At 61.1% G+C, this 26506-nt stretch carries 23 protein-coding genes and 1 pseudogene; 14 read left to right on the top strand and 10 right to left on the bottom strand.

The features are described 5' to 3' along the window. The first annotated feature begins 198 nt into the window (after positions 1-198). Positions 199-1854, top strand: a complete 1656-nt coding sequence (locus ACMX25_RS22455) for a methyl-accepting chemotaxis protein (protein ID WP_414952273.1) — start codon at positions 199-201, stop codon at positions 1852-1854. A 209-nt stretch (positions 1855-2063) separates the two neighbouring features. Beyond that, positions 2064-2513: a hypothetical protein gene (locus ACMX25_RS22460; RefSeq protein WP_414952274.1), complete on the top strand. Its 450-nt coding sequence runs from the start codon at positions 2064-2066 to the stop codon at positions 2511-2513. Between the two features lie 52 nt (positions 2514-2565). Here the strand turns inward: ACMX25_RS22460 and ACMX25_RS22465 are convergent, their stop codons facing one another. Both ACMX25_RS22465 and ACMX25_RS22470 read right to left on the bottom strand, forming a co-directional pair. Further along, a complete protein-coding gene (locus ACMX25_RS22465) occupies positions 2566-4041 on the bottom strand; it encodes an HDOD domain-containing protein (RefSeq protein ID WP_414952275.1) in 1476 nt (491 codons plus the stop codon). A gap of 230 nt (positions 4042-4271) precedes the next feature. Then, positions 4272-6371 (bottom strand): putative bifunctional diguanylate cyclase/phosphodiesterase, encoded by a 2100-nt coding sequence (locus tag ACMX25_RS22470; protein ID WP_414952276.1) that lies wholly within the window; start codon positions 6369-6371, stop codon positions 4272-4274. A 536-nt stretch (positions 6372-6907) separates the two neighbouring features. Between ACMX25_RS22470 and ACMX25_RS22475 the strand changes: the two genes are divergently transcribed. The 3 genes from ACMX25_RS22475 (at position 6908) to ACMX25_RS22485 (ending at position 9413) form a co-directional block, all read left to right on the top strand. Next, on the top strand, positions 6908-8239 hold the full coding sequence (locus tag ACMX25_RS22475; protein ID WP_414952277.1) for an EAL and HDOD domain-containing protein: 1332 nt from the start codon (positions 6908-6910) through the stop codon (positions 8237-8239). 105 nt (positions 8240-8344) lie between these two features. Continuing rightward, the gene (locus ACMX25_RS22480) at positions 8345-8908 is read left to right on the top strand and encodes a peroxiredoxin (protein WP_414952278.1); all 564 of its coding nucleotides are present in this window, start codon (positions 8345-8347) and stop codon (positions 8906-8908) included. Between the two features lie 28 nt (positions 8909-8936). After that, a complete protein-coding gene (locus ACMX25_RS22485) occupies positions 8937-9413 on the top strand; it encodes a hypothetical protein (protein WP_414952279.1) in 477 nt (158 codons plus the stop codon). Positions 9414-9489: 76 nt separating this feature from the next. Here the strand turns inward: ACMX25_RS22485 and cydB are convergent, their stop codons facing one another. Together cydB and ACMX25_RS22495 are read right to left on the bottom strand one after the other, a co-directional pair. Continuing rightward, positions 9490-10497, bottom strand: a complete 1008-nt coding sequence (gene cydB / locus ACMX25_RS22490) for a cytochrome d ubiquinol oxidase subunit II (RefSeq protein ID WP_414952280.1) — start codon at positions 10495-10497, stop codon at positions 9490-9492. Beyond that, on the bottom strand, positions 10494-11969 hold the full coding sequence (locus tag ACMX25_RS22495) for a cytochrome ubiquinol oxidase subunit I (protein WP_414952281.1): 1476 nt from the start codon (positions 11967-11969) through the stop codon (positions 10494-10496). Before ACMX25_RS22495 ends, cydB begins: the two co-directional genes overlap by 4 nt. Positions 11970-12440: 471 nt before the next feature. Here ACMX25_RS22495 and sugE point away from each other — a divergent pair, with 471 nt between their 5' ends. The 8 genes from sugE to ACMX25_RS22535 all read left to right on the top strand — a co-directional run bounded on the left by sugE (position 12441) and on the right by ACMX25_RS22535 (position 20210). After that, positions 12441-12761, top strand: coding sequence for a quaternary ammonium compound efflux SMR transporter SugE (gene sugE / locus ACMX25_RS22500; RefSeq protein WP_414952282.1), 321 nt, complete (start codon positions 12441-12443; stop codon positions 12759-12761). 462 nt (positions 12762-13223) lie between these two features. Beyond that, positions 13224-13865, top strand: coding sequence for a DUF4126 domain-containing protein (locus ACMX25_RS22505; protein WP_165092081.1), 642 nt, complete (start codon positions 13224-13226; stop codon positions 13863-13865). 119 nt (positions 13866-13984) lie between these two features. Next, positions 13985-16489, top strand: coding sequence for an ABC transporter permease (locus tag ACMX25_RS22510; protein ID WP_414952339.1), 2505 nt, complete (start codon positions 13985-13987; stop codon positions 16487-16489). A gap of 63 nt (positions 16490-16552) precedes the next feature. Then, positions 16553-16960: a group II truncated hemoglobin gene (locus tag ACMX25_RS22515; RefSeq protein ID WP_414952283.1), complete on the top strand. Its 408-nt coding sequence runs from the start codon at positions 16553-16555 to the stop codon at positions 16958-16960. A gap of 263 nt (positions 16961-17223) precedes the next feature. Continuing rightward, the gene (locus ACMX25_RS22520) at positions 17224-17526 is read left to right on the top strand and encodes a helix-turn-helix domain-containing protein (RefSeq protein WP_414952284.1); all 303 of its coding nucleotides are present in this window, start codon (positions 17224-17226) and stop codon (positions 17524-17526) included. Next, complete coding sequence (locus ACMX25_RS22525; RefSeq protein WP_414952285.1) at positions 17523-18746, top strand: type II toxin-antitoxin system HipA family toxin; 1224 nt, start codon at positions 17523-17525, stop codon at positions 18744-18746. Before ACMX25_RS22520 ends, ACMX25_RS22525 begins: the two co-directional genes overlap by 4 nt. 142 nt (positions 18747-18888) lie before the next feature. Beyond that, positions 18889-19620, top strand: coding sequence for an alanyl-tRNA editing protein (locus ACMX25_RS22530; RefSeq protein WP_414952286.1), 732 nt, complete (start codon positions 18889-18891; stop codon positions 19618-19620). Next, entirely contained in the window at positions 19620-20210 is a 591-nt protein-coding gene (locus ACMX25_RS22535) for a DUF924 family protein (RefSeq protein ID WP_414952287.1), read from the top strand. The genes ACMX25_RS22530 and ACMX25_RS22535 overlap by 1 nt, the downstream gene beginning before the upstream one ends. A 4-nt stretch (positions 20211-20214) precedes the next feature. Here ACMX25_RS22535 and ACMX25_RS22540 read toward each other — a convergent pair whose 3' ends face one another. From ACMX25_RS22540 to ACMX25_RS22565, 6 genes and pseudogenes are all read right to left on the bottom strand, one after another. Beyond that, positions 20215-20961, bottom strand: a complete 747-nt coding sequence (locus ACMX25_RS22540; RefSeq protein ID WP_414952288.1) for an SDR family oxidoreductase — start codon at positions 20959-20961, stop codon at positions 20215-20217. A gap of 22 nt (positions 20962-20983) precedes the next feature. Further along, the gene (locus ACMX25_RS22545; RefSeq protein WP_414952289.1) at positions 20984-21568 is read right to left on the bottom strand and encodes an LOG family protein; all 585 of its coding nucleotides are present in this window, start codon (positions 21566-21568) and stop codon (positions 20984-20986) included. Beyond that, positions 21568-22284 carry a TetR/AcrR family transcriptional regulator gene (locus tag ACMX25_RS22550; RefSeq protein ID WP_414952290.1) on the bottom strand — a complete coding sequence of 239 codons (717 nt, stop codon included), beginning with the start codon at positions 22282-22284 and terminating at the stop codon, positions 21568-21570. Before ACMX25_RS22550 ends, ACMX25_RS22545 begins: the two co-directional genes overlap by 1 nt. Before the next feature lie 165 nt (positions 22285-22449). Continuing rightward, positions 22450-22947 (bottom strand): diacylglycerol kinase, encoded by a 498-nt coding sequence (locus ACMX25_RS22555; protein ID WP_414952340.1) that lies wholly within the window; start codon positions 22945-22947, stop codon positions 22450-22452. 303 nt (positions 22948-23250) lie between these two features. Then, positions 23251-24282 carry a glycosyltransferase family 4 protein gene (locus tag ACMX25_RS22560; RefSeq protein WP_414952291.1) on the bottom strand — a complete coding sequence of 344 codons (1032 nt, stop codon included), beginning with the start codon at positions 24280-24282 and terminating at the stop codon, positions 23251-23253. 51 nt (positions 24283-24333) lie between these two features. Next, positions 24334-25170: pseudogene (locus ACMX25_RS22565) on the bottom strand (UDP-2,3-diacylglucosamine diphosphatase); the annotation flags it as partial. Positions 25171-25666: 496 nt separating this feature from the next. On the opposite strand from ACMX25_RS22565, the gene ACMX25_RS22570 reads away from it, so the two are divergent. Beyond that, positions 25667-26419: a class I SAM-dependent methyltransferase gene (locus tag ACMX25_RS22570; protein WP_414952292.1), complete on the top strand. Its 753-nt coding sequence runs from the start codon at positions 25667-25669 to the stop codon at positions 26417-26419. The last annotated feature ends 87 nt before the right edge of the window (positions 26420-26506 follow it).

Consider the following 26506-nt stretch of genomic DNA (forward strand, 5'->3'; position numbering starts at 1 on the left):
TTTTGTCGCGAAACGGACATGCGGCTGCCCACACCTGGCGCATGTACGCCCGCTTTTGGTGACGTCAACGCTGGTTTCCAACATGTGGGGAAAACACATCTAAAGAAGCGCGATTTCCCGCCGTAGACCATTGATGTAGCCGTGCGGCCCGCCCAAGAAGCAGCCCGCGCGATGCCAATCAAACTGGGAATTCAATAGATGAAACCGTTTTCGCTGCGGGGCAATCCCGGCGCTGGATTTATTCCCGATGTCGGCGCCAAGGCCGCCGCCCGGACAATGGCCAAGATCGCCGCCACGAGCGGCCGTTCGTTATCGGTCAAGGCATCACTGCGCCTCGCGTTCGCGTTGTTGCTGGTCGGCACGCTGGTTATCGGCGTGATTGCGCTGACGCAGATCAGCCGGCTCAACGGCTCCACGGAATCCATTTATCGCGAGGGGTATGTCGCCAGCCGCGATGTTGAAGAGCTGCGCGGCGCCGTGCTGCGTGCGAGCCGCTCGCAAAAGATGCTGCTCACCGCGACCACCGCGAAAGAGCGCGACGAACTCGGCGCGGATATCGAACATGCGCTCGCCGATATCGGCCGCGGACAGCACAACCTGCAAAACTACGCGGACCCGACCGGCGACCAGAAGCGCCTGGCGACGGCGGTCGGCGCGTGGAGCACCGACCTGCGCACTTTCGTCAAACTCGTGAAGGAACAACCGCTCGATTTGTCGCAGATGAACTGGCAGGTCGGGATCATGGATGTCTCGCTGCTGGTGGCAACAGGCAAGCTGGAAAAGCTCGTGAATGCGCTCATCGAACAGCGAGGCGCGACAGCCAAGGCGACGATTGATTCGGCCGCCGCCATTTATCACGCATCGTTTGTGATGGTGGCCGTGTTGACGCTCGTGCTGATCGTGCTGGCGTTCGCGGTCGGCGAATGGGTCGTGCGGCGGATCGCGAAACAGCTTGGTGGCGAACCCGTCTATGCGATGGAAATTGCGAGCCGGATCGCAGCGGGCGACTTGTCCAACCGCATCGCGATTGCGAAGCGCGACAACACCAGCATGCTCCACGCGCTTTCGGGCATGCAGAAGGATTTATCGGCGACGGTCGGAGAAATTGCGGCCAGCGCGGAAGCGATCGCGTCGGCGTCCAGCGAAATCTCGCAGGGCAACGTGGACCTGTCGCAGCGCACGGAGCAGCAGGCCGTCGCGCTGGAAAAGACGGCGTCGAGCATGGAAGAGCTGACATCCACCGTCCGCCAGAACGCCGAGAACGCGAAGCAAGCGAGTTCGCTGGCATACAACGCGTCGGAGATTGCGGAGAAGGGCGGCGTCGTGGTCGGACGCGTGGTCGCGACCATGGAACAAATCAATGCGAGCGCGAAGAGTATTGGCGACATTATCGGGGTGATCGAAGGGATCGCGTTCCAGACGAATATCCTTGCGCTCAATGCCGCCGTGGAAGCGGCGCGGGCGGGCGAAGAAGGGCGCGGGTTCGCGGTCGTCGCGGGCGAAGTGCGCAATCTTGCGCAACGCTCGTCGGCGGCGGCGAAGGAAATCAAGGGCTTGATCCACGCATCGGTTGCGCGGGTTTCCGATGGCTCGACCTTCGCTCACGAAGCCGGCTCGACCATGGAAGAGGTCGTGAAGGCAGTCAAGCGCGTGACGGACATCATGGGCGAGATTTCGGCGGCGTCGGCGGAACAGAGCAGCGGTATCGAGGAAATCAATCTCGCCGTCACGCAAATGGACGCGGGCACGCAACAGAACGCGGCGCTGGTCGAGCAGGCGGCCGCGGCTGCGCAGTCGCTGGATGATCAGGCGCACGCGTTGAAACAACTGGTCGGTAAGTTTCAGCTCGCGTGATCTCACGTAATGCAATGTGGTGTCGATGCTGATGACTGAACCTGGGCTTGCTGAACTGCAAGCCTTTGTTCTAGAATTCGCGACGGGCGCGGCAGGGCGCCCGGTCTCGCGAAAGTGAAAACACCTGTCACGCGTTATCGCTTCATATGGATAAACCGCAACGTTGAACCTTTAGCCGCAGCGAGAACGGCGCAACAAGGAGAAACGTCATGTGGTCAACATCCTGTCCCCGCACTATCAATTCCGGACTCACCAATACCGAATTTCTCCGACGCCATGCGCGCCGGCTGCTTCATCGCGCTCGTGCGGACGATACAAGCACGGCGATGCCCATCGCACGCCGTCTGCTAGCCGCCGGCGTAACCCGCGCGGAGACGCTCGCCGGGCTTCACAAAACGCGCACCGAGGTTCAGCTCAAGCACATATTGAACATGCTGGCGGTCGAGCTGGGTCATTTCGGCTGGGACGCTTGCAAGCCGGAACTCGATACGCGAGAGCCTGCCGTCATCGATCGATACCGCTTCGATGCAGGCGCTTTTGGTGACTACGAGAAGGTGTGGTTTGCCGGTGCCGACGCCGCGCGTGAATGGCAGCGCGAGTATGGCGGATACATCGTGGAGTACGGCGATCAGGCGGTGGCGATACTTTGGCGCGAGTGAGGAGTTAGAGTGTGAGTTGCTCGCCGACGTGCAAAAAACCGCACAAAACAAGCTAAAGCAACTCCACTTCCTTCCAGTCCGCGTTAGAAAAAAACCGGCTCAGTTCGCGCATGAGTTCATTGAGCGCGGCCATTTCCGGTTGCGTGATCTTCCGTACGTGCTGCGCTTGCGTCCAGTCGCCGTAAAGCATGGCCACCGTCGAGCCGTTAGCCTTCACGGGCAGCAGCACGAACGCGTGGGCATCGCCGAATGAAGGTTTGAACCAGCGCGGCAAGCGCGCTTCAATCCGCGGATCGCGCGCATTTTCGATAAAAATCCCCACCGGGTTCGAGATCGCCAGATGGAACACATCAGGCTCGAACGCCGCGGGAAACGTCAGCGACGGCAGCAGCGCCTCCACGCCCGTCCCGAGCCCGAGACGCGCGTGGAACTCATTGTTTGACTGGCGCACGAATACCACCGTGCGCGAAAATGCGAGTCCGGCCAGCACCGCTTCCGATGCCAGCGCAAGCACTGCGCTCAGCGCGTTCTTCGAGGGCAGCGAGCGCAAGTCCTCAAGCCCCGCAGCAATCCGCGCTTCCGCCGATACACCCGCGCGCGCGATGGCATCGGCGTCCGCGCGCAGTTCCACGATCTCGCGCATGACGCCATCGTTCGAGTCTTCGTTCGCGAGCGCGAGACTCATCGCGGCGAGCGTGGCGGCATCGGTCAGCAGCACGCGGCTGTAGCGGTTCGCGATATCCACGAGCGACGACTCGCGATGGGTTTCGTCGACATGCTGCGCGGTGAGCGCATCGGCGACTTCGGTCGAATAGTTGGTGACGGCCTGCAGCCAGCGCACGTGACGCGGCGTTTTTTCATCGATAGGGGCGAGTGGGTCGCGCGTCAGCATGCCGGTGCGGATGGTCTCCGGCAGGCGCCAGCGGTCCGCGGCTTCCATGCCGATTTCCTCGAAGGTGACGCCGAGCAACGTGCTGCACGCGACGCTGTCGCTGATCTGCTCGGCCGCAGCCTTGCGGCGCAACTGGTCCCACTCGGTCTCGAGATAGAACGCCACCAGCAGCTTGCCGATCTGCCGCATCAGCGTGCAAACCACGGCTTCTTCCGACGCCCGGAATTCGCTGTGCTCGGTCACTTGGCGCGCGACGGTGCCGGACAGCAGCGTGCGGTTGAGTTCGAGCTTGGCGTCGATGCGTCGCGGCGCGCTTTGATGAAAGTGATCGACCAGTTTCAGACCGACCACCAGATGGCCGACCGCGTCCATGCCGAGCACCATCAACGCGCGCGTCACGGTCGTGATATTGCCGCCGAATGAAATGTACATCGCGGAATTAGCGAGGCGCAGCACCTTCTGCGTGAGGCCGAAGTCGGACAGAACGACCTGGACCAGGGCTGTAAAGTCCAGGTCGTCGTCGCTCATTGCGGACACGGTGGTGCGCAGCGCCTGCGAGAGCATCGGAAAATCCCCGCGCTCGCTCATGCGGCCCCACAGCTTGTCCAGTAATTCGGCTTTGGAATTGCTTGCCATGCGATTGGTGTGAATGCCTTACACGTTCCCGACCGGGTGCCCGGAACGGCTTGAATCGTCGACCTGGGTCGAAGTGTAACGCGCGGAAAAAAGCCCGCTCAAATCCTGCATTTAACCCTGCATAACCTTATAACGGCGCGCACACGCAGAAGCTTTACAGCAGATCATTAATGAAACGCTGCAATAGCTCTGGTTTCTTGTCCCGATCAAGACAAAAACGTGACGGTATCTTATAAAGGCGCCTGGAGAAAGAGCGTTTTATCCTGAAAGCAACGCATCAGGTCGCTCGCGGGCAGGGCTTTGCTGATCAGCCATCCCTGGATCTGGTCGCAGCCCATCTCGATCAGCAGTTCGCGCTGCGCTTCGGTCTCTACGCCTTCCGCCACGAGTTCGAGCCCAAGCGATTTTGCCAGGCCCACGACGGCGGCCACGATTGCCCGGTTGTTGCGCGAGGTCAGCAGGTTTTCGATAAAGCTGCGATCAATCTTCAACTTCGAAAGCGGGAAGCGCTGCAGATAGGACAAGCTCGAATAACCGGTGCCGAAGTCATCGACGGCGAACGCAATGCCAAGCGCCGCCAGCGCCTCGAGCAAACGGGTCGCTTCTTCCGGATCGTGCATCAGCAGGCTTTCCGTGATTTCGAACACGAGCCTGCGTGGATCGAGCCCCGTCAGCTGCAGCGCCTCTTTCACGTTCTGCGTAAAACGCTTGTCGCGAAATTGCTGCGGCGAGACGTTCACTGAAACATAGTCCAGCACGAAACCTTCGCTGTCCCACTGCACCAATTGCATGCACGCGGCCTTGAGCACCCAGTTGCCCAGATAGTTGATCAGGCCGATCGATTCTGCGAGCGGAATGAAAGCGGCCGGCGGCACGAGGCCGTGCACCGGATGCTGCCAGCGGATCAGCGCTTCCGCGCCGACCACGCCGCCGCCGCGGCTTTCGGTGATCGGCTGAAAGTGCAGCGAAAACTCGCCGTTGCGCACGCCTTCGTAAAGATCGGCTTCCAGGTTCAGGCGCGCGGCGTTGCGGGGGTCGTCGTCGGGAACATGGAACACGACGATATTGCCGCCCGATGTCTTCGCCTGCGCCAGTCCATGGTCGGCCATGCGCAGCAGGCTGCCGCTCTCTTGCTCGACTTCGTCGGGGAAGATGGCGGCGCCAATGCTCGCCGATAAATGCGTATGTTGTCCGCGATACCGGTAGGGCTGCGCAATCGCGCTCAATACACGCCGCGCGACATCTTCGGCCGCCGTGGTCGCTTCGGCCGAGGTGCCGGCCGACAGCAGCACGGCGAATTCATCGCTGCCGACACGCGCAACATGTTCGCCGGCGCGGGCTGCGTGCTGGATGCGGCGCGCGGTTTCGCGCAGCATGTCGTCGCCGGCGTCGTAGCCCAGCGCGCGGTTGATGCGCTGGAAGTTGTCGATATCCACCAGCAGCAGCGCGGCATGCGTGCCCGTGTGAACCGCTTCGGCCTGGGCGGCATCGATCGCGCTTTTCAGCGCTGTCAGGTTCTCGAGGCCAGTCAGCGAATCGTGATGCAGCGTGTGCTGCAGCGCGGTTTCGCGGTCACGCCAATGCGATACCTCAAACGCGGCGAGCGCAAAACCAGGCAGATCTGGCGCGTGCGTGGCGAGGATCCGCAGTTCGACGAGGATCGGCGTGGTCAGGGACTTCAGCAGATGCAGCGTCGCGGTCTCCAGCTTGCCGCTTTGTTGTGCTCGCGCGACGAGCGCATCGAGTTCATCTGTTTCGTGCGAGGGCACGAGCTCGTGCAACGTGAGCAAGCTCAGATAGTCCCGGTGATAACCCAGGAACTCGATGCTCCCCGCCGATACATAGCAAAACCGCAGCGACGCATCCACTTGCGCGACGAAATCGACGGCAGCGAGGGTGGCTTCCGTGGCGACGCTTAAGGGCGGCTCAGCTTCATTCACCGCAGCCGCATGCAATAGATGAAGCGGCGCGGCCGAAGCCGGAACAGAGACGATCCGTCCTGCTTTTGTCCCTCGTCCACCGAGCGGTGCCGATCCGGAGACGGCGAGCGGCCGCGGCCGAGGGTCACGGCTACCTGTGGCCAGAACGGGCGCAGGCATGGCTTCCGCTGTGGCGAACCTGGCCATGCAGCCCGGCAACGCGGTGGCGATCAACGTCCTGACCGTCGCGCGAACGGCGACGCTGGTTTGGCCGGCGAGGGCGATCCATGCATTCAAGCGCTCGGCGGTGATCCGTTTTACTGACATGTTTCGGTTATAGCCTGTCTGATTGCACGCCGGGCCGATAGGGGCGCGGCGCACGTTGTCCGGCCAGCGCGCTGCATCGGGCATCGGCTGTCGATGGTCCGGTGATGCGGGCGGGCGCCACCGTAATATCCGGTAACCGCGACTCGGACGCGTTCTTTGCAAGTTAACGGTTATGTCCCGAAATTCTTTAGAGGAATAGCGGAGCGCCCGCAAGCCTTCGCCCCAGCGGGTTTCACGCAATTTGTCGGCATCACGATTTGGGGTAGAGTGCGGCTGGATGGCTTGGATTCTGAACTGGCCGGTGGTTCCGCCAAGTGTGATGTTGAGCTATGGTCTGGCTGCTGTCCGGGCTTGATAACGCGCTTTCGTCGCTCTTTGAGTGTGTAAGCCGGATAGTCGAGCCGAATCCTTAAGCCAACCTCTCACGCTAATCGCCTGAGCTAACCCGCTGTCTGGTCGTCATTCAGTCAACACCGTTCCATTGCTGCACGCCATGATCGCGTCCCCAAGCCGATTGCCGGAGCTGGCCCTGAACACACGCATTGTGATGTGCGAGGCTTGGGCGACGGCCGCCCCTTGCATTGAGCCTGCGATCTCACGCCAACGCAGCCGGTCCATTCATGCCGCCAGTTGATCGGAACCGGCCCCGGCGCGCCGCGCACCACGCCGTGGGCACTCCCGCGGCGAAGACTGCCTCGCCCGTTCTTCGCGAGCCGGAAAGCGTTTATCTCGGCCGCCAGCCGATCATCGATTGCAACGGTGCGCTGCATGCCTACGAGCTGCTTTTTCGCGACAGCCCGGACAATCGCGCGCGCATTTTCGACGATGTGCAGGCCACTGCCCATGTCGTCGCGCGAACGGTGGGCGAGATCGGTTTGTCGGCGGTGCTGGGCGATCACCGCGGTTATGTGAACATGAACCGCGACCTGCTGTTCGATGACATCGTCCACATCATGCCGCCCGAGCGTTTCGTGCTCGAGATTCTGGAAACCGTCACCTTCGATGCCAGGCTTTTCAAACGCTGCGCCCAGTTACGCGCGGCCGGCTTCCAGTTCGCTCTCGATGACGTCGTGTCGCTCACCGATCCCTTGCACGAAGCGTTGCCTTACGTGGATTACGTGAAGGTCGACTTCCTTGCTACCCGGCGCGACGCACTGCCTGAACTCGCGGCCACGCTCAAGCAGCATGGCAAGACGCTGATCGCAGAAAAGATCGAGACGTATCAGGATTTCGAGGAAGCACGCAAGCTTGGCTTCGACCTCTTCCAGGGTTACTTCTTCGCCCGTCCGCAAGTGCTGGTCACGCGCCGCTCGAATCCGTCGCGTACGGCGTTGCTGCGCCTTCTGGGAGTGTTGTCGGGAGAGCCTGATATCGGTGAACTCGAAGCGGAGTTGAAGCTCAATCCGAACGTGGTCGTGCAGTTGCTGCGGCTGGCCAATTCGAGCGCGTTCAAGCTGAGCCGGCCGGTGTCGTCGTTGCGCGAGGCCATTGCCGCGACCGGCACGCGGCAGATTTCGCGTTGGACCCAGTTGCTCCTCTATGCCGATGGCCGTCATTTGCCGTGGCGTTCGGACCCGCTGGTGCAACTGGTCGGGACCCGCGCGCGTTTCATGGAGCTGGCGGCGCGGACTATGTGGCCATCGAGTGAGGAATTCGCCGATGCCGCCTTCATGACCGGCATCTTTTCGCTCGTGCATGTAGTGGTCGATTTGCCACCGGCCGAGATCATGGATTTGCTGAAGTTATCGAAAGAAATGGGTGCGGCGATCGTCGATGGCCAAGGTCCGCTCGGCGCGCTGTTGCGACTCTCTCAGGCGATGGAAAGAGGCGATGCGCCCGAGCTCGATTCAAGCATTGGTTCAAGCGTGGATTTCAAGGTGTTGACCCCCGCCGTGCTTGCCGACCTGCAGGTCGAGGCGGCCACGTGGTTTGGTGCGCATCGGGTGGAGTAGGGATTGGTGGTATCAGGTTTGCTGCGTTCGCTACGTTTCTTACGTGAGCGGAGCGGTTCCGAAGTTTGTCCTGTCGTGTGCGGGTCACGAAAATGGAGGAGTCTCATGAAGCGAAAGTTTGCTGGGAGAATGCTGGGGGTGTCGCTAGGCGCCGCGCTCGCGGTGTACGCACTGGTGGCTTATGCCACGCTCAAGCCCGGCGATCACGCGCCGGTGTTCACAGCGCAGGCGTCGCTAGGCGGCAACGTGTACGACTACTCGCTCGCGAACGAATTGAAGAAGGGGCCGGTGGTCTTGTATTTTTATCCGGCTGCGTTCACGAAGGGCTGCACGATCGAAGCGCATGAGTTCGCCGACGCCGTCGATGAATACAAGGCGCTGGGTGCAACGGTCATTGGTGTGTCGCACGACAATATCGACACGTTGAAGAAGTTTTCTGTGAGCGAATGCCGGAGTAAATTCCCGGTCGCCGCCGACGGTGATGCAAAAATCATCAAGCAATACGATGCAACCATGCCGCTGGTCAGTTCCATGGCTAATCGCGTGTCATACGTGATCGCGCCGGACGGCACCGTGATCTATGAATATACGAGCCTGTCGCCGGACAAGCATGTGGCGAACACGCTGCAGGCGCTGAAAGACTGGAACGAGAAGCATAAGACCCAATAACATGATTCGCCCTGCAAGGTTCTGATCGATGCCGATTATTGTTGCGCTCGTTGTCCTGGTTGCCGTGATCTACGGCGCGTTTTGGTCGTTCCATGCGTTATCGGCGGCGTTCGGCGTGAGTGTTGCGATTGCTGCTGCGGTAATCGCGGCGCTGGTAGTGGTGGGCGTCGCCGTGTATTTCTGGCTGCGATGGAAAGAAGTCGCACCGAATGTCCACGATGGCGACTGGACGCACGAGCTCAAGCGGGATTGGGGCGGCGTGCGGCTCGCGGCGGCCAAGCGTTTGTGCGAGGTGCGCGTGGGCGGCCAGGTCGGCATGTATATTTTTGCGGACCTGCATGGAGCGCGGATGGAGCCGGGTGTGTCTGGCGCTGCGAGCCCATGGCAAGTGGCGCTGAATGTGAAGGATTCAACGCAGCCACGCTGGACCCTGCCCATGCAAGACCGGCGCGAAGCGCACAAGTGGAGCCGGATTTTGGAGAAGGCCGCGGCTCAGACTTTGTGACGGGTTGTCGTTCGCGTGAGCCGGGATACCATCCACGTTTGTCGGCAGTATCCGGGCTCGTTCCCCGCAGATCGAGCTACATGTGATACCCCATGTCGCCGCGTACCTTGCCGCGAAATACCCAATACGACCACACCACATAAAGCACGATAACGGGTAGCAGGAACATCGTGCCGATCAGCAGGAACTGTTGCGAAAGCGGCGTCGTGGACGCGTCCCACAGCGTTACCGACGGAGGCGCGATAAAAGGCCAAAGGCTGATCACCAGTCCTGTGAAGGCCAAAAAGAACAAGCCAATCGAGCACATGAACGGGACCACTTCGCGGCGTTTCTCAAGCGATGTCCACAATGTCCAGATCAGCAGCGCCGTCAGCACCGGCACCGGCGCGAACACGAAGCTGTCCGGAAAACTGAACCAGCGCGCCGATATCCGCGCGTCCTTCAGCGGCGTCCAGATACTGATCAGCAAGATGAACGCGACCACGCCGAACACCACTTTCTTGGCCGTGCCACGCGCCCATTCCTGCAGATCGCCTTCCGTTTTAAGCACGAGCCAGGTCGTGCCCTGCAGCGCATAACCGAAGATCAGCCCGACCCCTGTCAGCAGCGGAAACGGCGCGATCCAGTCCCAGCTTGTACCGGCAAACACGCGTCCGTGAATGGGAAAACCCTGCATGAACATGCCGAGCACAACGCCCTGCGAGAACGTTGCGACCAGCGAACCGTACCCGAATGCGCTGTCCCAGATCCACTTGCGCGCGCCGACCACTTCGCGGAATTCAAACGCCACGCCGCGAAAGATCAAGCCGAGCAGCATCAGCAGGATGGGGAAATAAACCGCCGGAACTATGATCGCGAACGCGAGCGGGAAGACCGCGAGCAAACCGCCGCCGCCCAGGATCAGCCAGGTTTCGTTGAAGTCCCAGACGGGTGCGACCGAGTTGATCATCAACTGGCGTTCAACGGGGTCTCGACGCAGCAGGAAGACCATGCCCACGCCGAGATCGAAGCCGTCGAGCAGCACGTACATGAATACCGCGAGTGCGAGGATGGCGGCCCACATCGGTACGAGGTCGAGCATCATGATCTCCTGGAAGGGGGAACGACGTCGTCCGGGCCGACGGATTTGGCCGCGCTTGCGCTGCGCGCTGAGCCACCCGATGCACTAGCCGATGCCGCCGATAACGGCCGCGCCGCGCGCGTTTCCGGTTGCAGGAGGTCGTTGTCGGTATCGACGTGTTCATCGGCAGGGCCGATCCGCACGAGCCGCCGCAGCAAGATAAAACCCGAGCCGAAGATGACGATATACGCGAGCACATAAAGCAGCCACGAGAGCCCGACATCGCCCGCTGTCAGCGACGGCGTGACCGAGTCCTTCGTGCGCATCAGTCCGTACACGGTCCAGGGCTGGCGACCGGCTTCGGTCGTCGTCCACCCCGCCAGCACGGCGATAAACCCCAGCGGCATGCCATACGTGGCGCATCGCAGCCAGCGCGTGCTCGACTCGAGCTTGCCGCGCGCGAACAGCACGATGCCCGAGAGCACGAGCGCGAACATCAGCAACGCGATACCAACCATGATCCGGAACGCGAAGAACACGACCGCCACGTTCGGCCTGTCCTCGCGCGGGAAGTCCTTCAGGCCGCGCACCGTGCCGTTCAGGCTGTGCGTGAGGTAGATGCTGCCGAGCACCGGTATGGAAATTTCGAAATCGTTGCGCTCGTTGGCCTGGTCAGGAATTGCGAAGATGGCGGCGGGCACGGGCGAACTGGTGTTCCACAGGCCTTCCATGGCGGCGACCTTGACCGGCTGATGTTCGAGTGTGTTAAGACCGTGCGCATCGCCGATAACCATCTGCACCGGCACCATGATCACCAGAAAGATCAGCGCCATCTTGGTCATCACGCGGCTTTCCTCGAGCGCGCGACGCTGCCGCAAATAAAGCGCGCCGACGCCGAGAATCACGAACGCGGCCGTCACCAGGAAGGCGCTGACTGTATGACCGAGTCGGTAAGGGAAGGAGGGCGTAAAGATGGCGTCGAAGAAACTCGTGACTTCGAAGCGGCCGTCGGGAAGGATCTTGTAGCCGGCAGGCGTCTGCATCCAGCTGTTCACCGCGAGAATCCAGAACGACGAAATCACCGTCCCCGACGCGACGAAAACCGCTGCCAGCACGTGCGCCCATTGCGGTACGAGCTTGCGGCCGAACAGCAGGACACCGAGAAACGCCGCTTCGAGAAAGAACGCGGTCAGCACCTCGTAACCCATGAGCGGGCCGATCACGCTGGCGGTGGCATCGGTGAACCGGCTCCAGTTGGTGCCGAACTGGAACGGCATCACGATGCCCGACACCACGCCCATGCCGAATGAAACCGCGAATATTTTCAGCCAGAACGCGGAAAGCCGTCTGTACACATCCCGCTTGGTGATCCACCAGAGCAGTTCCAGCGTCGCGATAAAACACGATAACCCGACCGTGAAGGCCGGCAACAGGATGTGAAACGCAATCACCCAGGCAAACTGGAAACGCGAAAGCAAAACGGCATCTAACGCCATGAACACTCCCGGTGCGAAGTTTCAAATGGGTTGATTCTGCGGTGCGCTGTCCGCGTCCAGACGCGCGAATCCAGCGCTGTGGGCGCTATGTTGTGCCTGGTCGCGGCAGTGTTTCACGCATCGACCGTTGCGTACTGGTTTAGATTAAAGCAGGTTTTGGTGAAAGGACATTCCTATTTCATGTCGTCATTCGATGATGCATTCACTGCTCGAACGGATTCACGCAGCGCATAAAGGTGTTGGCCGCAAGGCTGCTGCGGGTTATTTCAGCTTTTCGACCTTCTTATATCCCGATGTAAAACGCGGCGTAACACCGACTGAAACCGGCGCCAATGTGGATGAATTCGCGGGTAGCCGGCGTGCGAACCATTCGTCGTCTCAGTATAATTACGCTTTCATTACATGCCGCATGGACGACCTTGCGCGCCTCTGAACACATCGGGGACGGCCCCGTTTTAGACGGGAGTTTCCATGTCGTGGTTTCTATTGTTGATCGCCGGCCTGCTTGAAGTGGCGTGGGCCGCGGGTCTTAAAACCTCCGAAGGTTTCACACGGCTCTGGCCGTCAGTGTTCACGTTGGTCACAGCCATCGGGAGTTTCGTACTGCTGGCAATGGCAATGCGCCAGTTGCCACTGGGTACGGCTTACGCGGTGTGGACGGGTATCGGCGCGGTCGGGGCATTCGTGTTCGGGATTGTCGTGCTTGGCGAAGCGCTGACGGTTGCGCGAGTCGCGAGCGCTGTACTGATCGTGGTTGGCTTGATCGGATTGAAATTGTCGTCGGGGCATTAAATCCGACAATTCAACGCACTGCAGCGGCCTTTTGTCGCGGACACATCGCGCGTGCTTATTGAGGTGATCGTTAAAGGCGTCGCAAAAATGACCGTTATAGAGTGCAAGGCAGGGTTCGGGACTGAGCGCGCCGCTGTTTAGGGATTAAGGGCTGAATCAGGAACGTTGGATGCCGCCCACGTTCACTTATGACGCGATGCATTACCACGCTGTGCGTGGCTATAATGACTTTCAGTTGTCTTGAAAATCTTGAGAAATTTGCCGGGTTCGGTAGCCCCAGTTTGGGCACATGAATCCGGAACAGCGCCAGAATAAGGTGGGCCGGGTCAAACCTACCGGGCCGAATCCATTTATCCCCAGCCTGTCGGGCAGCTTGAGCGGCGGGTCAGGCATTCGTAGCCGGATGCGCCGGAATCTGCCCGGCGCTCGGGCGCGGGGCGAGCAGCGCGCAAGGAGACGGTCATGCTTGAAGCACTTTCGCTGGCAGCGGGTCTTTCATGGGCCAGCGGGCTTCGACTGTACCTGACGGTGTTCGTCGCGGGGCTGTTCGAGCGCATGGGACTGGTTCATCTACCCGATACCCTCGCGGTGCTCGGTTCTCCGTGGGTAATCGGCGTGGCTGCAGCGCTCGCTGTAGTCGAGTTTTTCGCAGATAAAATCCCCGCCTTCGATTCCCTCTGGGACGCCATCCATACCTTCATTCGCATTCCGGCCGGCGCGGTGCTGGCCGTCGGCGCGTTTGGCCACGCCGATCCGGCGCTGCTGACCGTGGCAGCGCTCGCCGGCGGTACGCTCGCGGGCGCCGCGCATCTGGCAAAAGCCGGCACGCGTGCACTGATCAATTTATCGCCGGAACCGGTGTCGAACTGGGTGGCATCGGCGACCGAGGATTTCGGCGCGCTGCTCGGCATCACGCTCGCGTTGTTCGTGCCGTTGTTGTGCCTCGTGCTGATCATCGCGTTCCTCCTGTGTGCGGGCTGGGCATTGCCAAGGCTCGTGAGAGGCGTGCGTGGCGGCTTTGGGCGGATGGCCAAGCACATGGTGCCCAGCGTCAGCGCACGCGTGAATCCCGGCGTGGGCCGCTTCAGGAGCAAGCACGATTGAGTACGAGTAGCCTGGGCGGCGAGCTGAAGCAGGATTCGAAGCAAGATCCGAAGCAAGACTCCAAGCGAAATTCGAGGCGAGGACTGAGTTTCGCGCAGATCGCGCGCCAGTCGCTGCGGATGACCGCCCGCGACTGGCGCGCGGGCGAGTTAACCATGCTCATCCTTGCGCTCGTGCTGGCGGCCGCCGCGCTCGCGAGCGTCGGCTTTCTCGGCGATCGGATGCGCCAAGGGCTGGAGCGGGATGCGCGGCAGATGATTGCTGCGGATTTCGTCGTGCGCGCCGATCATCCGGTCGATCCCGCGTTCGCCGCAGAAGCGTCGCAACTCAAGCTCGATACGGCGACCACGGCGATTTTCCCCAGCATGATCAGCGCGGGCGTTTCGGCGAATGGATCAAACCCGCCCGTCGCCCGCCTCGCCGCGTTGAAGGCGGTTTCCCCCGGATATCCGCTGCGCGGCGCGGTACGCACTGCAACGGCCGTCGATCAACCAGGGGCGCCCGCCACCACTATTCCTGCACCCGGCACCGTCTGGGTCGACCCCGCATTGCTCGATGCGCTGAAAGTGCCTGTCGGCGGCACGGTCCGCGTGGGTACGCGCACGTTCAAGGTCGCGGCGGTCATCACGCGTGAACTCGATCGCGGTTTTTCGTTTGTCAGCTTTTCGCCGCGCCTGATGATGCGTGCCGATGAACTCGCGTCCACCGGCCTCGTCACGTTCGGCAGCCGCGTGACTTATCGGCTGCTGGTGGCGGGACCGGATGCGCAGATCAAGCAGTTCGCCACGTTCGCCCGCGCCAGGGTGGATGACGGCAAGCTGCGCGGCGTCGCGCTCGAATCGTTGCAGGACGGCCAGCCGCAAGTGCGTCAGACCATCGATCGCGCCAGTCATTTCCTCACGCTCGTCTCGCTGCTCACCGCGCTGCTCGCGGCGGTTGCCATCGCCATGGCCTCGCACCGTTTCGCGCGCCGGCATCTGGACGGCTGCGCCGCGATGCGCTGCCTCGGCGTGAGCCAGGGAACGTTGCGGGCATTGTTTATCGGTGAGTTCCTGCTGGTCGGATTGCTGGGCAGTGCGGTGGGCGTCGTGCTCGGCTTCGGCGGGCATCTGGTGCTGCTGGACTGGCTGGGAGCGCTCGTCGATGTCGAGTTGCCGCCGCCCAGCGTCTGGCCCGCGTTGCAGGGCACAGCGACCGGACTGGTGTTGTTGCTGGGTTTCGCTGTGCCGCCGTTGCTGCCGCTGACGCGCGTGCCGCCGGTCCACGTGATTCGCCGGGAGCTTGGCGATGCAGGCCGGGTCGCGTGGATCGCTTACGGCGTGGGCGTGCTGTTGTTCGCCGGCCTGCTTGTGCTCGCAGCGGGTGAGTGGAAGCTGGGCGGGATCGTGGCGGGCGGATTCGCGGGCGGCCTGGTGCTGTTTGGCGCTATTGCGCGCGTGGCGCTCTGGGGCGCCGCGCGGTTTGTGCGCAGCGAACGCGTGGGCGCGGGAGTGGGCTGGCGATACGCGCTGGCATCGCTTGAACGGCGCAGCGGCGCGAGCGCGCTGCAGATCACGGCGCTTGGCATCGGTCTGATGTGCCTGCTGCTCATTGCCATGACGCGCAGCGACCTGATCGCGGGCTGGCGGCAATCGACGCCGCCGGACGCGCCGAACGAATTTCTCATCGATGTCCAGCCTGACCAGCGCGCCGGCGTGACTGATTACCTCAAGCAGCACGGGCAGGGTGACGCGGTGTTGTCGCCAATGGTGCGCGGTCGTCTGATTGCCGTGAACGGCAAACCGGTCAGTCCCGACAACTACGAAAAGGCCGATGCAAAACGTCTGGTCGACCGCGAGTTCAACCTCTCGTACACCACCGAACTACCCAGCGATAACCGCGTGACCGGCGGCGACTGGTACGGCACGGAGGGCAAACCGCAGGTATCGATAGAAGAGGGACTCGCGAAGATCATCCACGTGAAACTCGGCGATGTAATGCGTTTCGACGTCGCCGGCATGCAGGTCGAAGGGCCGGTCACGAGCCTGCGCAAGGTCGACTGGAATTCGTTCAAGGTCAACTTCTTCGTGCTGATGCCGCCGTCGTCTATCAGCGATTTGCCCGCCACGTTCATCACGAGTTTTCATTTGCCGCCGGGACAACAAAGTTTGATCGATGGTTTGATCAACAAGTATCCGAGCGTGACCGCTATCGATATCGCGCCGATTCTCGCGCAGATCCAGCGCGTGCTGGAGCAGGTCATTGGCGCCGTGCAGTTCCTGTTTGTCTTCACGCTCGCGGCCGGCGTGCTCGTGTTGTACGCGGCGCTGGCCGGCACGCGCGACGAGCGTGTGCATGAGTCCGCGTTGCTGCGCGCGCTTGGGGCATCGCATAAACAGGTGCGCTCGGTGCAGACCGCGGAGTTCGTGGCCGTGGGCGCATTGAGCGGGCTGATGGCCGCGCTAGGCGCGCAGGGAATTGGCTATGTGCTGGCGACGCGCGTGTTCGAGTTTCACATCGATTTCAACCCGTCGCTGGTGCCCGCGGGGATTGTGGCGGGCGTCGTGTGTTCGGGCGTGGGCGGCTGGATGAGCTTGCGCCGCGTGCTGTCGCGGCCCGCGCTGCAATCGCTGCGGGATGCCTGAACGACCTGGAAAGCCCAAGGTTGTTCATTGCGCCAATGTCCCGATAACCCCCAAAGAAAACGCATGACCGACGCAAATATTGAACAAGCGCCGCAACCCACGGCATTCGAACTCGTCGGCGGCGAGGAGCGCGTACGTGCACTCGTCGACCGGTTCTACGACCTGATGGATCTCGAACCGGAATTCGCCGGGTTACGGGCGTTGCATCCCCCGGCGCTCGAGAATTCCCGCGATAAATTCTTCTGGTTCCTGTGCGGCTGGATGGGCGGCCCGGACCATTACATCAGCCGCTTTGGGCATCCGCGTTTGCGTGCTCGCCATATGAACTTCGCGATTGCCTTGCCGGAGCGCGATCAGTGGTTGCGCTGCATGGCGTGGGCAATGGAAGACGTTGGCCTTGACGCGCCCTTGCGTAAACGCTTGCTCACCTCCTTCTTCGATACCGCCGACTGGATGCGTAACCGCGCCTAGGGTGTTGGTTCATTGGTTACAAACATGGCTTCAAACCCCTGGGTGTAGCGGGCGTAGGCGAGTCCGCAAGTAACCCGTCTCCGCACTGCCCGCATTGCCCATCGCCTCCGTTAATCGGTAGTTTTGAGCCGGTTATGATCGATATTCAAGGCTAACCGACTTTTTTATGCCGGTTATCCAAGATGACTGTATTTGACCAAGAAATCCATAAACAGTAAAATTATGCCGGTAGTTCCGTGTTTTAGCTGCTAACCGGCATAAAAATGCACTTTAATCTGTCTAACTCTCAAGAAGTCGTAGCGGAGTTGGGGCAACGTCTGCGCGCGCATCGGCTTCTGCAGAATCTTCAGCAGGACGAACTCGCCAGCCGTGCCGGAATCTCGGAGCGGGCTGTTCGCAATATCGAGCGTAGCGGGCGTGCCACGCTCGATAACTTCGTGAGGGTCGTCATGGCTTTGGGGCTGGTGGAGGAGTTGGGCGGAATTTTTGCGCTGAAGCCCAAATCCATCAAGGCGATGGAGGCGGCCAGCGTCAAGCGCCAGCGCGCTTCGCGAGCGACAGAATGAGGAAGCTGAGCGTGATTTACGCGGGTTGGGGTGAGCGCTTCGAGCTCGGCAAGCTGGCCGACGACGGCACTGACCTCCTGTTTGAATACTCCGCGCACGCGCAGCAGCGCGGCTTGAATTTGTCTCCACTCAAGATGCCGCTCGCAGCGACAACGTATGGAGACTTCCCTGCGCATCAACTGCGACTGCCCGGCCTCGTGAGCGACTGCTTGCCGGACGGCTGGGGCATGCTCCTGGTGGACCGGTTGTTCCGGAAGCTTGGGCGGGATCCCCGGCTCGTGTCTCCGCTGGACCGGCTGGCTTTCATCGGCGAAAAAGCGATGGGCGCGCTCGTCTTTGAACCCAATGACGGCGAAGTGCTGGTTCCGGAGGATGTTCAGCTGCTTACGCTCGCTCACGAAGTCCGCCAGGTGATAACGGATGACAGTGAGGCGCTCTTGCGCGAGCTCGCGCTGATGGGCGGCTCACCGCACGGCGCGCGCCCCAAAGTATTGGTCAACTATGACCCGCATTCCGGCCGGATGTCGAACTCGGAGCAAGGACTCGGGACACCGTGGCTCGTAAAATTCCCGGCGCAGCACGATCACAAGGAAGTCTGTGCGGTCGAGGCAATGTATGCGGCGATAGCCGTGGCCTGTGGACTTCGGATGCCCGCCACCAATTACTTCGATCTCGGTCCCTCGCTGTCGGCGTTTGGCGTCGAGCGGTTTGACCGCTCCAACGGGATGCGTGTGCCGATGCATACGGCCGCGGGCGCGGCTCACTCCGACTTCCGCGTGCCGCAGATGGACTACATCACACTGCTGCGGCTAACGCAGTTCATGACGCGGGACGCGCGCGAAGTTCAGCAGGCATTTGACCGATGTGTGTTCAACGTCGTGTTCAACAACCGCGATGACCACGCAAAGAATTTCTCATTCGAGATGGCCGCAGACGGCCGCTGGCAGTTTTCGCCCGCCTATGACCTGACGTTCAACGGGGGTCCGGGCGGTGAGCATCAGATGGACATTTGCGGCGAGGCAAGGGCGCCGGCGCGCGAGCATTTGATGAACCTCGCCAGCAAGACCGGCGTTGCATCGCGTATGGCATCGCAGAGCATCGAACGCATTGCCTCGGTTGCGTCCGGGTTCCGGCACTATGCCAACGGCTTGCCAATCACTGAGGAGACGCTCGTCATGATGGAGCGCACCGTCAGGGCGAATCAGTCGCGGATGGCCTGATTCTCCGCTCAACGAATGGCATATCAGTCCGTGCCCGGCAGCCAGACGAGAGAGTGCGCAACCGCCCGCGCGAAGGCGCCTTGGCCGCAGACCCGCATAATACGGGTTCATTTTCAGCCGGCGACAGACCAGGAGATTCCCCATGAGCACACGCGCGCTGTTTCGCGAAGACGCCTATTCGACGCGTTGCGAGGCGTTGGTAACGGCTATCGACGAGCTCGGTATCCATCTCGATCAAACCGTGTTTTATCCACTGGGCGGCGGCCAGGCCGGCGACGCTGGATCGCTGACGCTGGCGGACGGCACGCGCATCGAAATAGCGGACACCCGCAAGGCCAAGTTCGAAGGCGCCACGCCTGATGATGCCGTCCATGTGCCCGCGCCGGATCAGGAGGCGCTGCTCGCCAAGCTGAAAGTGGGCGATCGGGTGACAGCTGAGATCGATTGGGAACGGCGTTACCGGCACATGCGCCTGCATACGGCTACGCATCTGTTGTGCGCGGCATTACCCTATCCCGTCGATGGTTGCAGCATCACCAGCGGTTATGCCCGCATGGATTTCGCGACGGTCGAACCCATCGAACGCGAGGAACTGGAAACGCGCTTGCGTGAGCTGATTGGCGGCGCGCATCCGGTGGCGACCGAGTGGATCACCGATCAGGAAATGGAGGAGCGTCCCGAGCTCGTCCGCACGATGAGCGTGAAGCCGCCGGCCGGCATGGGGCGCGTGCGGTTGCTGCGTATCGAAGGGATCGATCTGCAGCCGTGCGGCGGTACGCATGTGCGCAATACGAGCGAGATCGGTGACTTGAGGATTGCGAAAGTGGAGAAGAAAAGTGCACGCACGCGGCGTCTCGTAATCGAGTTCGCGTGATGCTCGACGCACGCGCTCAAGCGGTGCTGGACACATGGTTCGGTGCGCCGGATTCAGCGGAGTTCGGCCACGCGCGCAAGGTCTGGTTCAAGAAGGACGTCACCTTCGACGCCATGCTCCACGAGCGCTTCGGCGCTCTGCTCGAGGAGGCGTTGGAGGGGCGGCTTGCATCGTGGGCGGCTACGCCGCTTGGCGCGCTGGCGTTGATCGTGTTGCTGGATCAGTTCACGCGCAATTGCTTTCGCGGGACGCCGCGCGCATTCGCTGGGGACAACGAAGCATTGAAACTGGCGGATAGGCTGGTCGATACACGCGGCGATCTCACGTTGCCGACGATTCATCATCGTCTATTCGTGGCCATGCCCTTCGAGCACGACGAGGCGTTGGCAAGCCAGCGCGAAGCCGTGCGTCTGCTCCAGGCACTCTTCGATGAATCCGGCGATAAGGACGTGCAAGATTCTCTGGACTACGCGCATCGCCATGCTGAAGTGATCGAGCGCTTTGGCCGATTTCCACATCGCAACGTCATGCTCGGCCGCGAGACAACGGCAGAGGAACACGCATGGCTCAAGAAGAAGGGCGGCTTCTGACGTTCTAACGCCCGCCCGCCACATCGAGCAATGCGCCGGTCACGTACGCCGACGCATCGGACAACAACCACACAATCGACTCCGCCACTTCATTGGCCGTGCCAGGCCGCCCCAACGGAGTGAGCACGCCCAACTGCGCCGCGCGATCCGGTTTGCCGCCGCTTGCGTGAATCTCGGTATCGATCAAACCAGGCCGGATGGCATTCACGCGCACGCCTTCCGGGCCAAGTTCTTTCGCGAGGCCGATCGTCATGGTGTCGACGGCGCCCTTCGATCCCGCGTAATCAAGGTACTCGTTCGGTGCCCCGAGTCGCGCTGCCGCCGACGACACATTGACGATCGAGCCGCCCCGTCCGCCACGTTTCGTCGACATGCGGCGCGCCGCTTCCCGCGCGCAGAGATACGCGCCGAGCACGTTGGTATCGAAGACGCGTTTCATGCGCGCGACGTCCATGTCCGCGAGCGCGGAACCGGGCGCGACAATACCCGCGTTGTTCACGAAACCATCGATCGGGCCGAAGGCGTTCAGCGTTGCATCGAACATCGCGATCACATCGGCTTCTTCGCAGACATCGCCCTGGATGGCGATTGCGCGGCCGCCAGCGGCTTCCACGCCGGCGACGGTTGCATCGGCGGCGCTGCGGTTGGTCGCGTAATTCACGCCGACCGACCAGCCGCGCGCGGCGCATAACAACGCGGCGGCACGGCCGATTCCGCGGCTGCCGCCTGTGATCAACACTACCTTCGACATCGTCGAATTCTCCATTGAGATATCAAACCGCGTCGCGTTTCTCAGGCCAGCGGTCCACCAGCGGCGGTGTATAGGCTTTCAGCAATTCAATCAGCTTCACGGGATCGGCGTTGACTTGCAGCATGTCGAGGTACGGCGTGCGCATGAAACCTTCTTCCACCGTATGGCGCAGCATGGCGAGCAGCGGATCGTAATACCCGTCCACGTTCAGCAACGCGACCGGCTTCTCGTGATACTTGAGCTGAGCCCACGTGTAGGTCTCGAACAGCTCTTCAAACGTGCCGACACCACCCGGCATCGATACAAATGCATCCGAGAGATCCGCCATTTTCTTCTTGCGCTGATGCATGTCGGGCACGACATACAGTTCCGTCAGACCTTTATGACCGACTTCCTTGTTCATCAGCAATTCGGGAATGACACCAATGGCGCGGCCACCCAGTGCGAGGACTTCATCGGCGATGATGCCCATCAACCCCACGCTGCCACCGCCGTAGACGAGCGCGAGATCCGCTTCCACCAATGCGCGGCCGAACGCTTTTGCCGCTTCGGCATAGACCGGTCTGGCTCCATTCGCGGAGCCGCAATATACGCAGACTGCTTTCATTAACTAGGTTCCTTAGGGGCGCCGTCTTCCTTCGGCGCGCGGTAATCGGCAAAGACGCGTTCCGGCATTTTGCCCGACACGAGGTCGTCGAAAATTTGCCGTGACCGCCCGCGGAGGTACGGCGCCATCATCGAGATGATATGCAGGCTCGCCTGATGCAATTCCGAGCGGATGGTTTCCTGCTCGTTGTATTTGCGCGGATTCATGACGAACTGATACGACAGCCAGTACGTCGCGATCACGCCCATGTTGGTCGCGATCACCTTGATTTCCGCGGGCGTCGCGACCATTTCGTGATCGGCTACAAGTGCATCGCACAGTTGCTGCGCGAAGTTGACCTTGTGGGTGATGATCTGCTTGAAATGCGTTTCGAGCGTGCGGTTTCGCGCGAGCAAGTCGTTCAGGTCGCGATACAAAAACCGGTACTGCCACAGGAAATCCGCCATGTACTGCAGGTACGACCACATCTCGTCAATCGTCGGACGATGGTCTTCCGGAAAACGCAGGCGCTTTTCGATCTGCTGTTCGAACTGCGCGAAAATGCTGTTGATGATGTCGTCTTTATTGCGGAAATGGTAGTACAGGTTGCCTGGACTGATTTCCATCTCTTCCGCGATGGTGGTCGTCGTGACGTTCGGTTCCCCAATATCGTTGAACAGCTTCAGCGATAGTTCGAGAATCCGTTCGCGGGTGCGGCGGGGAGGTTTGGCTTCCATGTCGTCCGGACCTGGTTGACCGGCTCCGGGTGAGGGCGGCCTGAGGCGGCCTGCGTGACGACGTCACGAACCCGGAAATCGGTGGCTATCTTGAATATCGGACGATTATAAACGGCTGGAAGGGCGCGGGGTCCGCGGGGCCGGCGGTTGCGTAGCGAACGGCGTTTAAAACATCATCAGCGCCCATCGCCACAGCAGAGGGCCGACTATCAGGCCCCACGTGAGCACGCAGACCAGCAAGGCGACCATCACGGCCGCGCTGCCGAAATCCTTCGCTCGTTTGGACAGTTCGTGCCGCTCCAGCGAAATCCGGTCGATTGCCGCTTCCACGCTCGAGTTAAGCAACTCCACCATCAGCACCAGCAGCACCGATGCCAGCAGCGCCGCGCGTTCAACCGCCGATACCGGCACGAAGATGCCGCACGGCACCAGGATGGCCGCGAGCGTGAGCTCCTGGCGGAACGCACTTTCTTCGCGGATCGCCACGCGAAAGCCGTTCAGCGAATTTTTCATCGCGTGCCAGGCGCGAGTGAGCCCGCGATTGCCCTTGTACGGATTGAACGGCAACGGAGCGAGCGAATCGTCGGCGCTCAAGGGCTCGCTCGGATGCGGCGGCGAGCTCTCGATGTGGTCGTCTTCGTTGCTGAAGGGTTCCCGGTGTATCAAGAGCAGGGGTTTCGCTTGCACTGAAGGTTTGGCTTTCACATTGCGCTTCTTTGAAACTTGCTGTGATTGGTGTGACGCACGCTTCGGCGTACTCGCTGAGCCACGCTCGACGCCAGGCCGCGGCGCAGAAGTCCAAGGCGAGTCCGCCGACGACCGGTTGCAATTACGGTTGCAGCTGGGCGCATCACATGTTGGCATCATCGGCCGATGAGTCCCGACCCGCGCAGCTTGCCGTGACACCGCTACGTTGCGCGAAGAGCGCGGCGTTCAATCATGCCGCAGTCTCGCGCTCGAGCCAGATTACGCCGTTGCTTGTTTCTGCGTCGCACCACGCGTTGCAAGCGGCTTCAGATTCGACGCAAATTGCTCCGATGCCGCCCGCCACGAGAATTTCTCCGCCCACGCACGGGCATCGGCGCGTTCAATCTTCAGCGCCCGCAAACATGCTTCGCGCAGGTCTTCGTCGAGCGCACCCGGGCCATCGGTACCGAGCACATCGATCGGACCCGTCACCGGGTACGCCGCGACTGGCGTGCCGCATGCCATCGCTTCGAGGAGCACGAGGCCGAAGGTATCGGTGCGGCTCGGGAACACGAATACGTCGGCGGCCGCGTAGACCTTCGCCAGTTCTGCCTGCGAGAGCACGCCAAGATAGTTCGCATTCGGGTAACGCGATTTCAGTTCGGCCAACGCCGGGCCTTCGCCCGCGACCCACTTCGATCCGGGCAGATCGAGCTTCAGGAAGGCCTCAACGTTCTTCTCGACCGCCACGCGTCCGACATACAGAAAAATGGGCCGCGTCGTGTTCAGGACCTTCGAATCCATCGGTTGAAAGATATCCAGATCCACGCCGCGTGTCCACAGGACCACGTTCGTAAAACCGAACTTTTCGAGGTCGTTTTTCACGACGGGCGTGGGCGCCATCACTGCTTGCGAGGGCTTGTGAAACCAGTGCAAAAACTTATAGGTTGCGGCGAGCGGAATGTGGAACCGTGCCTGCACGTATTCAGGAAAACGCGTGTGGTACGCGGTCGTGAACGGCAGTTTGTTGCGCAGCGCGAATGAGCGCGCGGCCATGCCGAGCGGACCTTCCGTCGCAATATGGAGCGCATCCGGCGCAAACTCCTCGACGCGTTGCGCGACGCGGCGGCGCGGCAGCAGCGACAGGCGAATCTCGGGATACGTCGGGCATGCGATGGTCCTGAATTCGAGCGGCGTCAGCAATTCCACGCGATGTCCCAGCGCAGTCAGTTCGCGGCTAGTGCTTTTCAATGTACGCACGACGCCGTTGACTTGCGGTTCCCATGCGTCGGTAACGATCATGATTTTCATTCGATGGCCTCGATAAGTGAAAGCATTCAGGCGGTTGATCAAGATGCTTGATCAGGCAGTTGCCCCGGCCTTTTGCGAATGGTGTTCAGGAGAACGCAGGACCGTCCAGTAGATGATCTTCAGCTCGCCTTCGAACGTCTCGACTAGCGCAGACAAGCTTTCCACCCAGTCGCCGTCATTGCAGTACAGGACACCGTCGATATCGCGGATTTCAGCTTTATGGATGTGGCCGCAGACAACGCCGTCGCAGCCGCGGCGGCGCGCTTCATCGGTCATCACGTGCTCGAACTTCGAGATGAAGTTCACCGCGTTCTTGACCTGATGCTTGAGGTATTGCGAGAGCGACCAGTAGTTCAGGCCGAGACGGCTGCGCACGCGGTTGAACCAGCGATTGAGCAACAGGATCAGCGTGTAGAGCGTGTCGCCGAGATAAGCGAGCCACTTGGCGTGCTGGATGACGCCGTCGAAGAGATCGCCATGCACGATCCACAGGCGCTTGCCGGCCAGCGTGGTGTGAAAGGCTTCCTGGCGCACGTGGATATCGCCGAAAGCGAGGTCGCAGAACTGACGCGCGGCTTCGTCGTGATTGCCCGGAATGTAGACCACTTGCGTGCCTTTGCGCGCTTTGCGCAGCACTTTCTGGATCACGTCGTTGTGCGCTTGCGGCCAGAACCAGCCCTTGCGCAGTTGCCATCCGTCGATAATGTCGCCGACCAGGTACAGGTACTCGGAATCGTTATGGCGCAGAAAATCGAGCAGATAGTTCGCCTGGCAACCGCCGGAGCCGAGATGGATATCGGAGAGCCAGATGGTGCGGTAGCGATGGTCGGCGGGTTCGTCGTCGGGGCGAGAGGTGGTGCCCGTAGCGGTGGGGGGAGTGAGGCTCGCGCCAGTGGTTTCAGGGGAAGGGGGAGGCGCAACGTCGGTGCGGAACGCGACGGCTTCGGCATCGCGGAGGGTAATCGCTAACAGGTGACTCGCAGACGATTTAGTGGCCATGGGCACGCGCATCGGGTTGCAGTGCGGCCATTGCGCCATGCCCACGTGACGGAGCCATGACAGTCACGAAAACTTCTTATTACTAAGGGTTGCGAATGTGCGGCGAGGAAGGAAAAACGCCTCGAATTACCCCGTTATTCGGTGTCTTCTGCGGAGTTGTCCGAGGCGGTCCCGTCGGCGCTGCGGGCGTTTGGCGTCGCATGACAACACGCTCTGTCCAGGCGCGATCTCGTTCACGACCGGGCTCGCACAGTTAGAAATTCCTGCGAAGGAAAACGTTGCTGCGGAGCCACGGCTGCGCAAAAACTGAAACAATACAACAGGCGCGCCGAGCGTCTTCACCGCGTTGGCATAGCCTATACTTTCGAATTTACAATGGAATCCTATGCAACTGGATAGTGGAACAGTGGGGCCGGTCGTTCGAATGTCGATGTGCAAGGTATGCAACGAACCTGCGCCTCTTTACGGCGTTACGGATTTCAACAAGAGTTGCGAAGAGCGGCGCGGGCGCTACTTGCCGCTTACCGGCGTGCCGGTCTATTACCATCAATGCGATGCTTGCGGCCTGATCTTCACGAATGCGTTCGATCAATGGAGCAAGGCCGACTACCTGCAGCACATTTATAACGACGATTACGTGCTCGTCGACCCTGACTACATTGATTCACGGCCTGCGGGCAACGCCGCTTTCATTCTCGATTTCATCAAGAAAGATCGCGCGTTGAGGTGTCTCGACTATGGCGGTGGCAATGGCGCGCTGACGTCGTTATTGTGCGCGGGCGGAGTCGACGGACATAGCTGGGACCCGATGGATGAACAAGCTGTGTCGCCGGCCGGCTCATTCGATTTCATCAGCGCATTCGAGGTTCTGGAACACACGCCTGAACCGCTGGCAACGGCCAAGGAAGCGCTCGGACTTTTAAACGGACGGGGTGTGTTGCTGTTTTCCACGGTGACGATAGATCACGTGTCGCCGCGGGGAATGGACAATTGGTACATCGCGCCTCGCAATGGCCACATCACGCTTTACACGCGACGCTCATTGCAGACGATGTTTGCGGGATTGGGATATCGGATCCATCATTTCAACGACAACCTGCATATGGCGTTGAAGGAAGCTCCCGACTGGCTGAGCTGAGACCGACAAAGGCGAGATCGGAGAGAACGCTGAATTTTCAGCGCTCAACAGACGCTTCGGAAACCTAAGGTATTTTGTCGGGCCGTG

Source organism: Caballeronia eucalypticola (assembly GCF_047608185.1).
Lineage (GTDB): Bacteria > Pseudomonadota > Gammaproteobacteria > Burkholderiales > Burkholderiaceae > Caballeronia.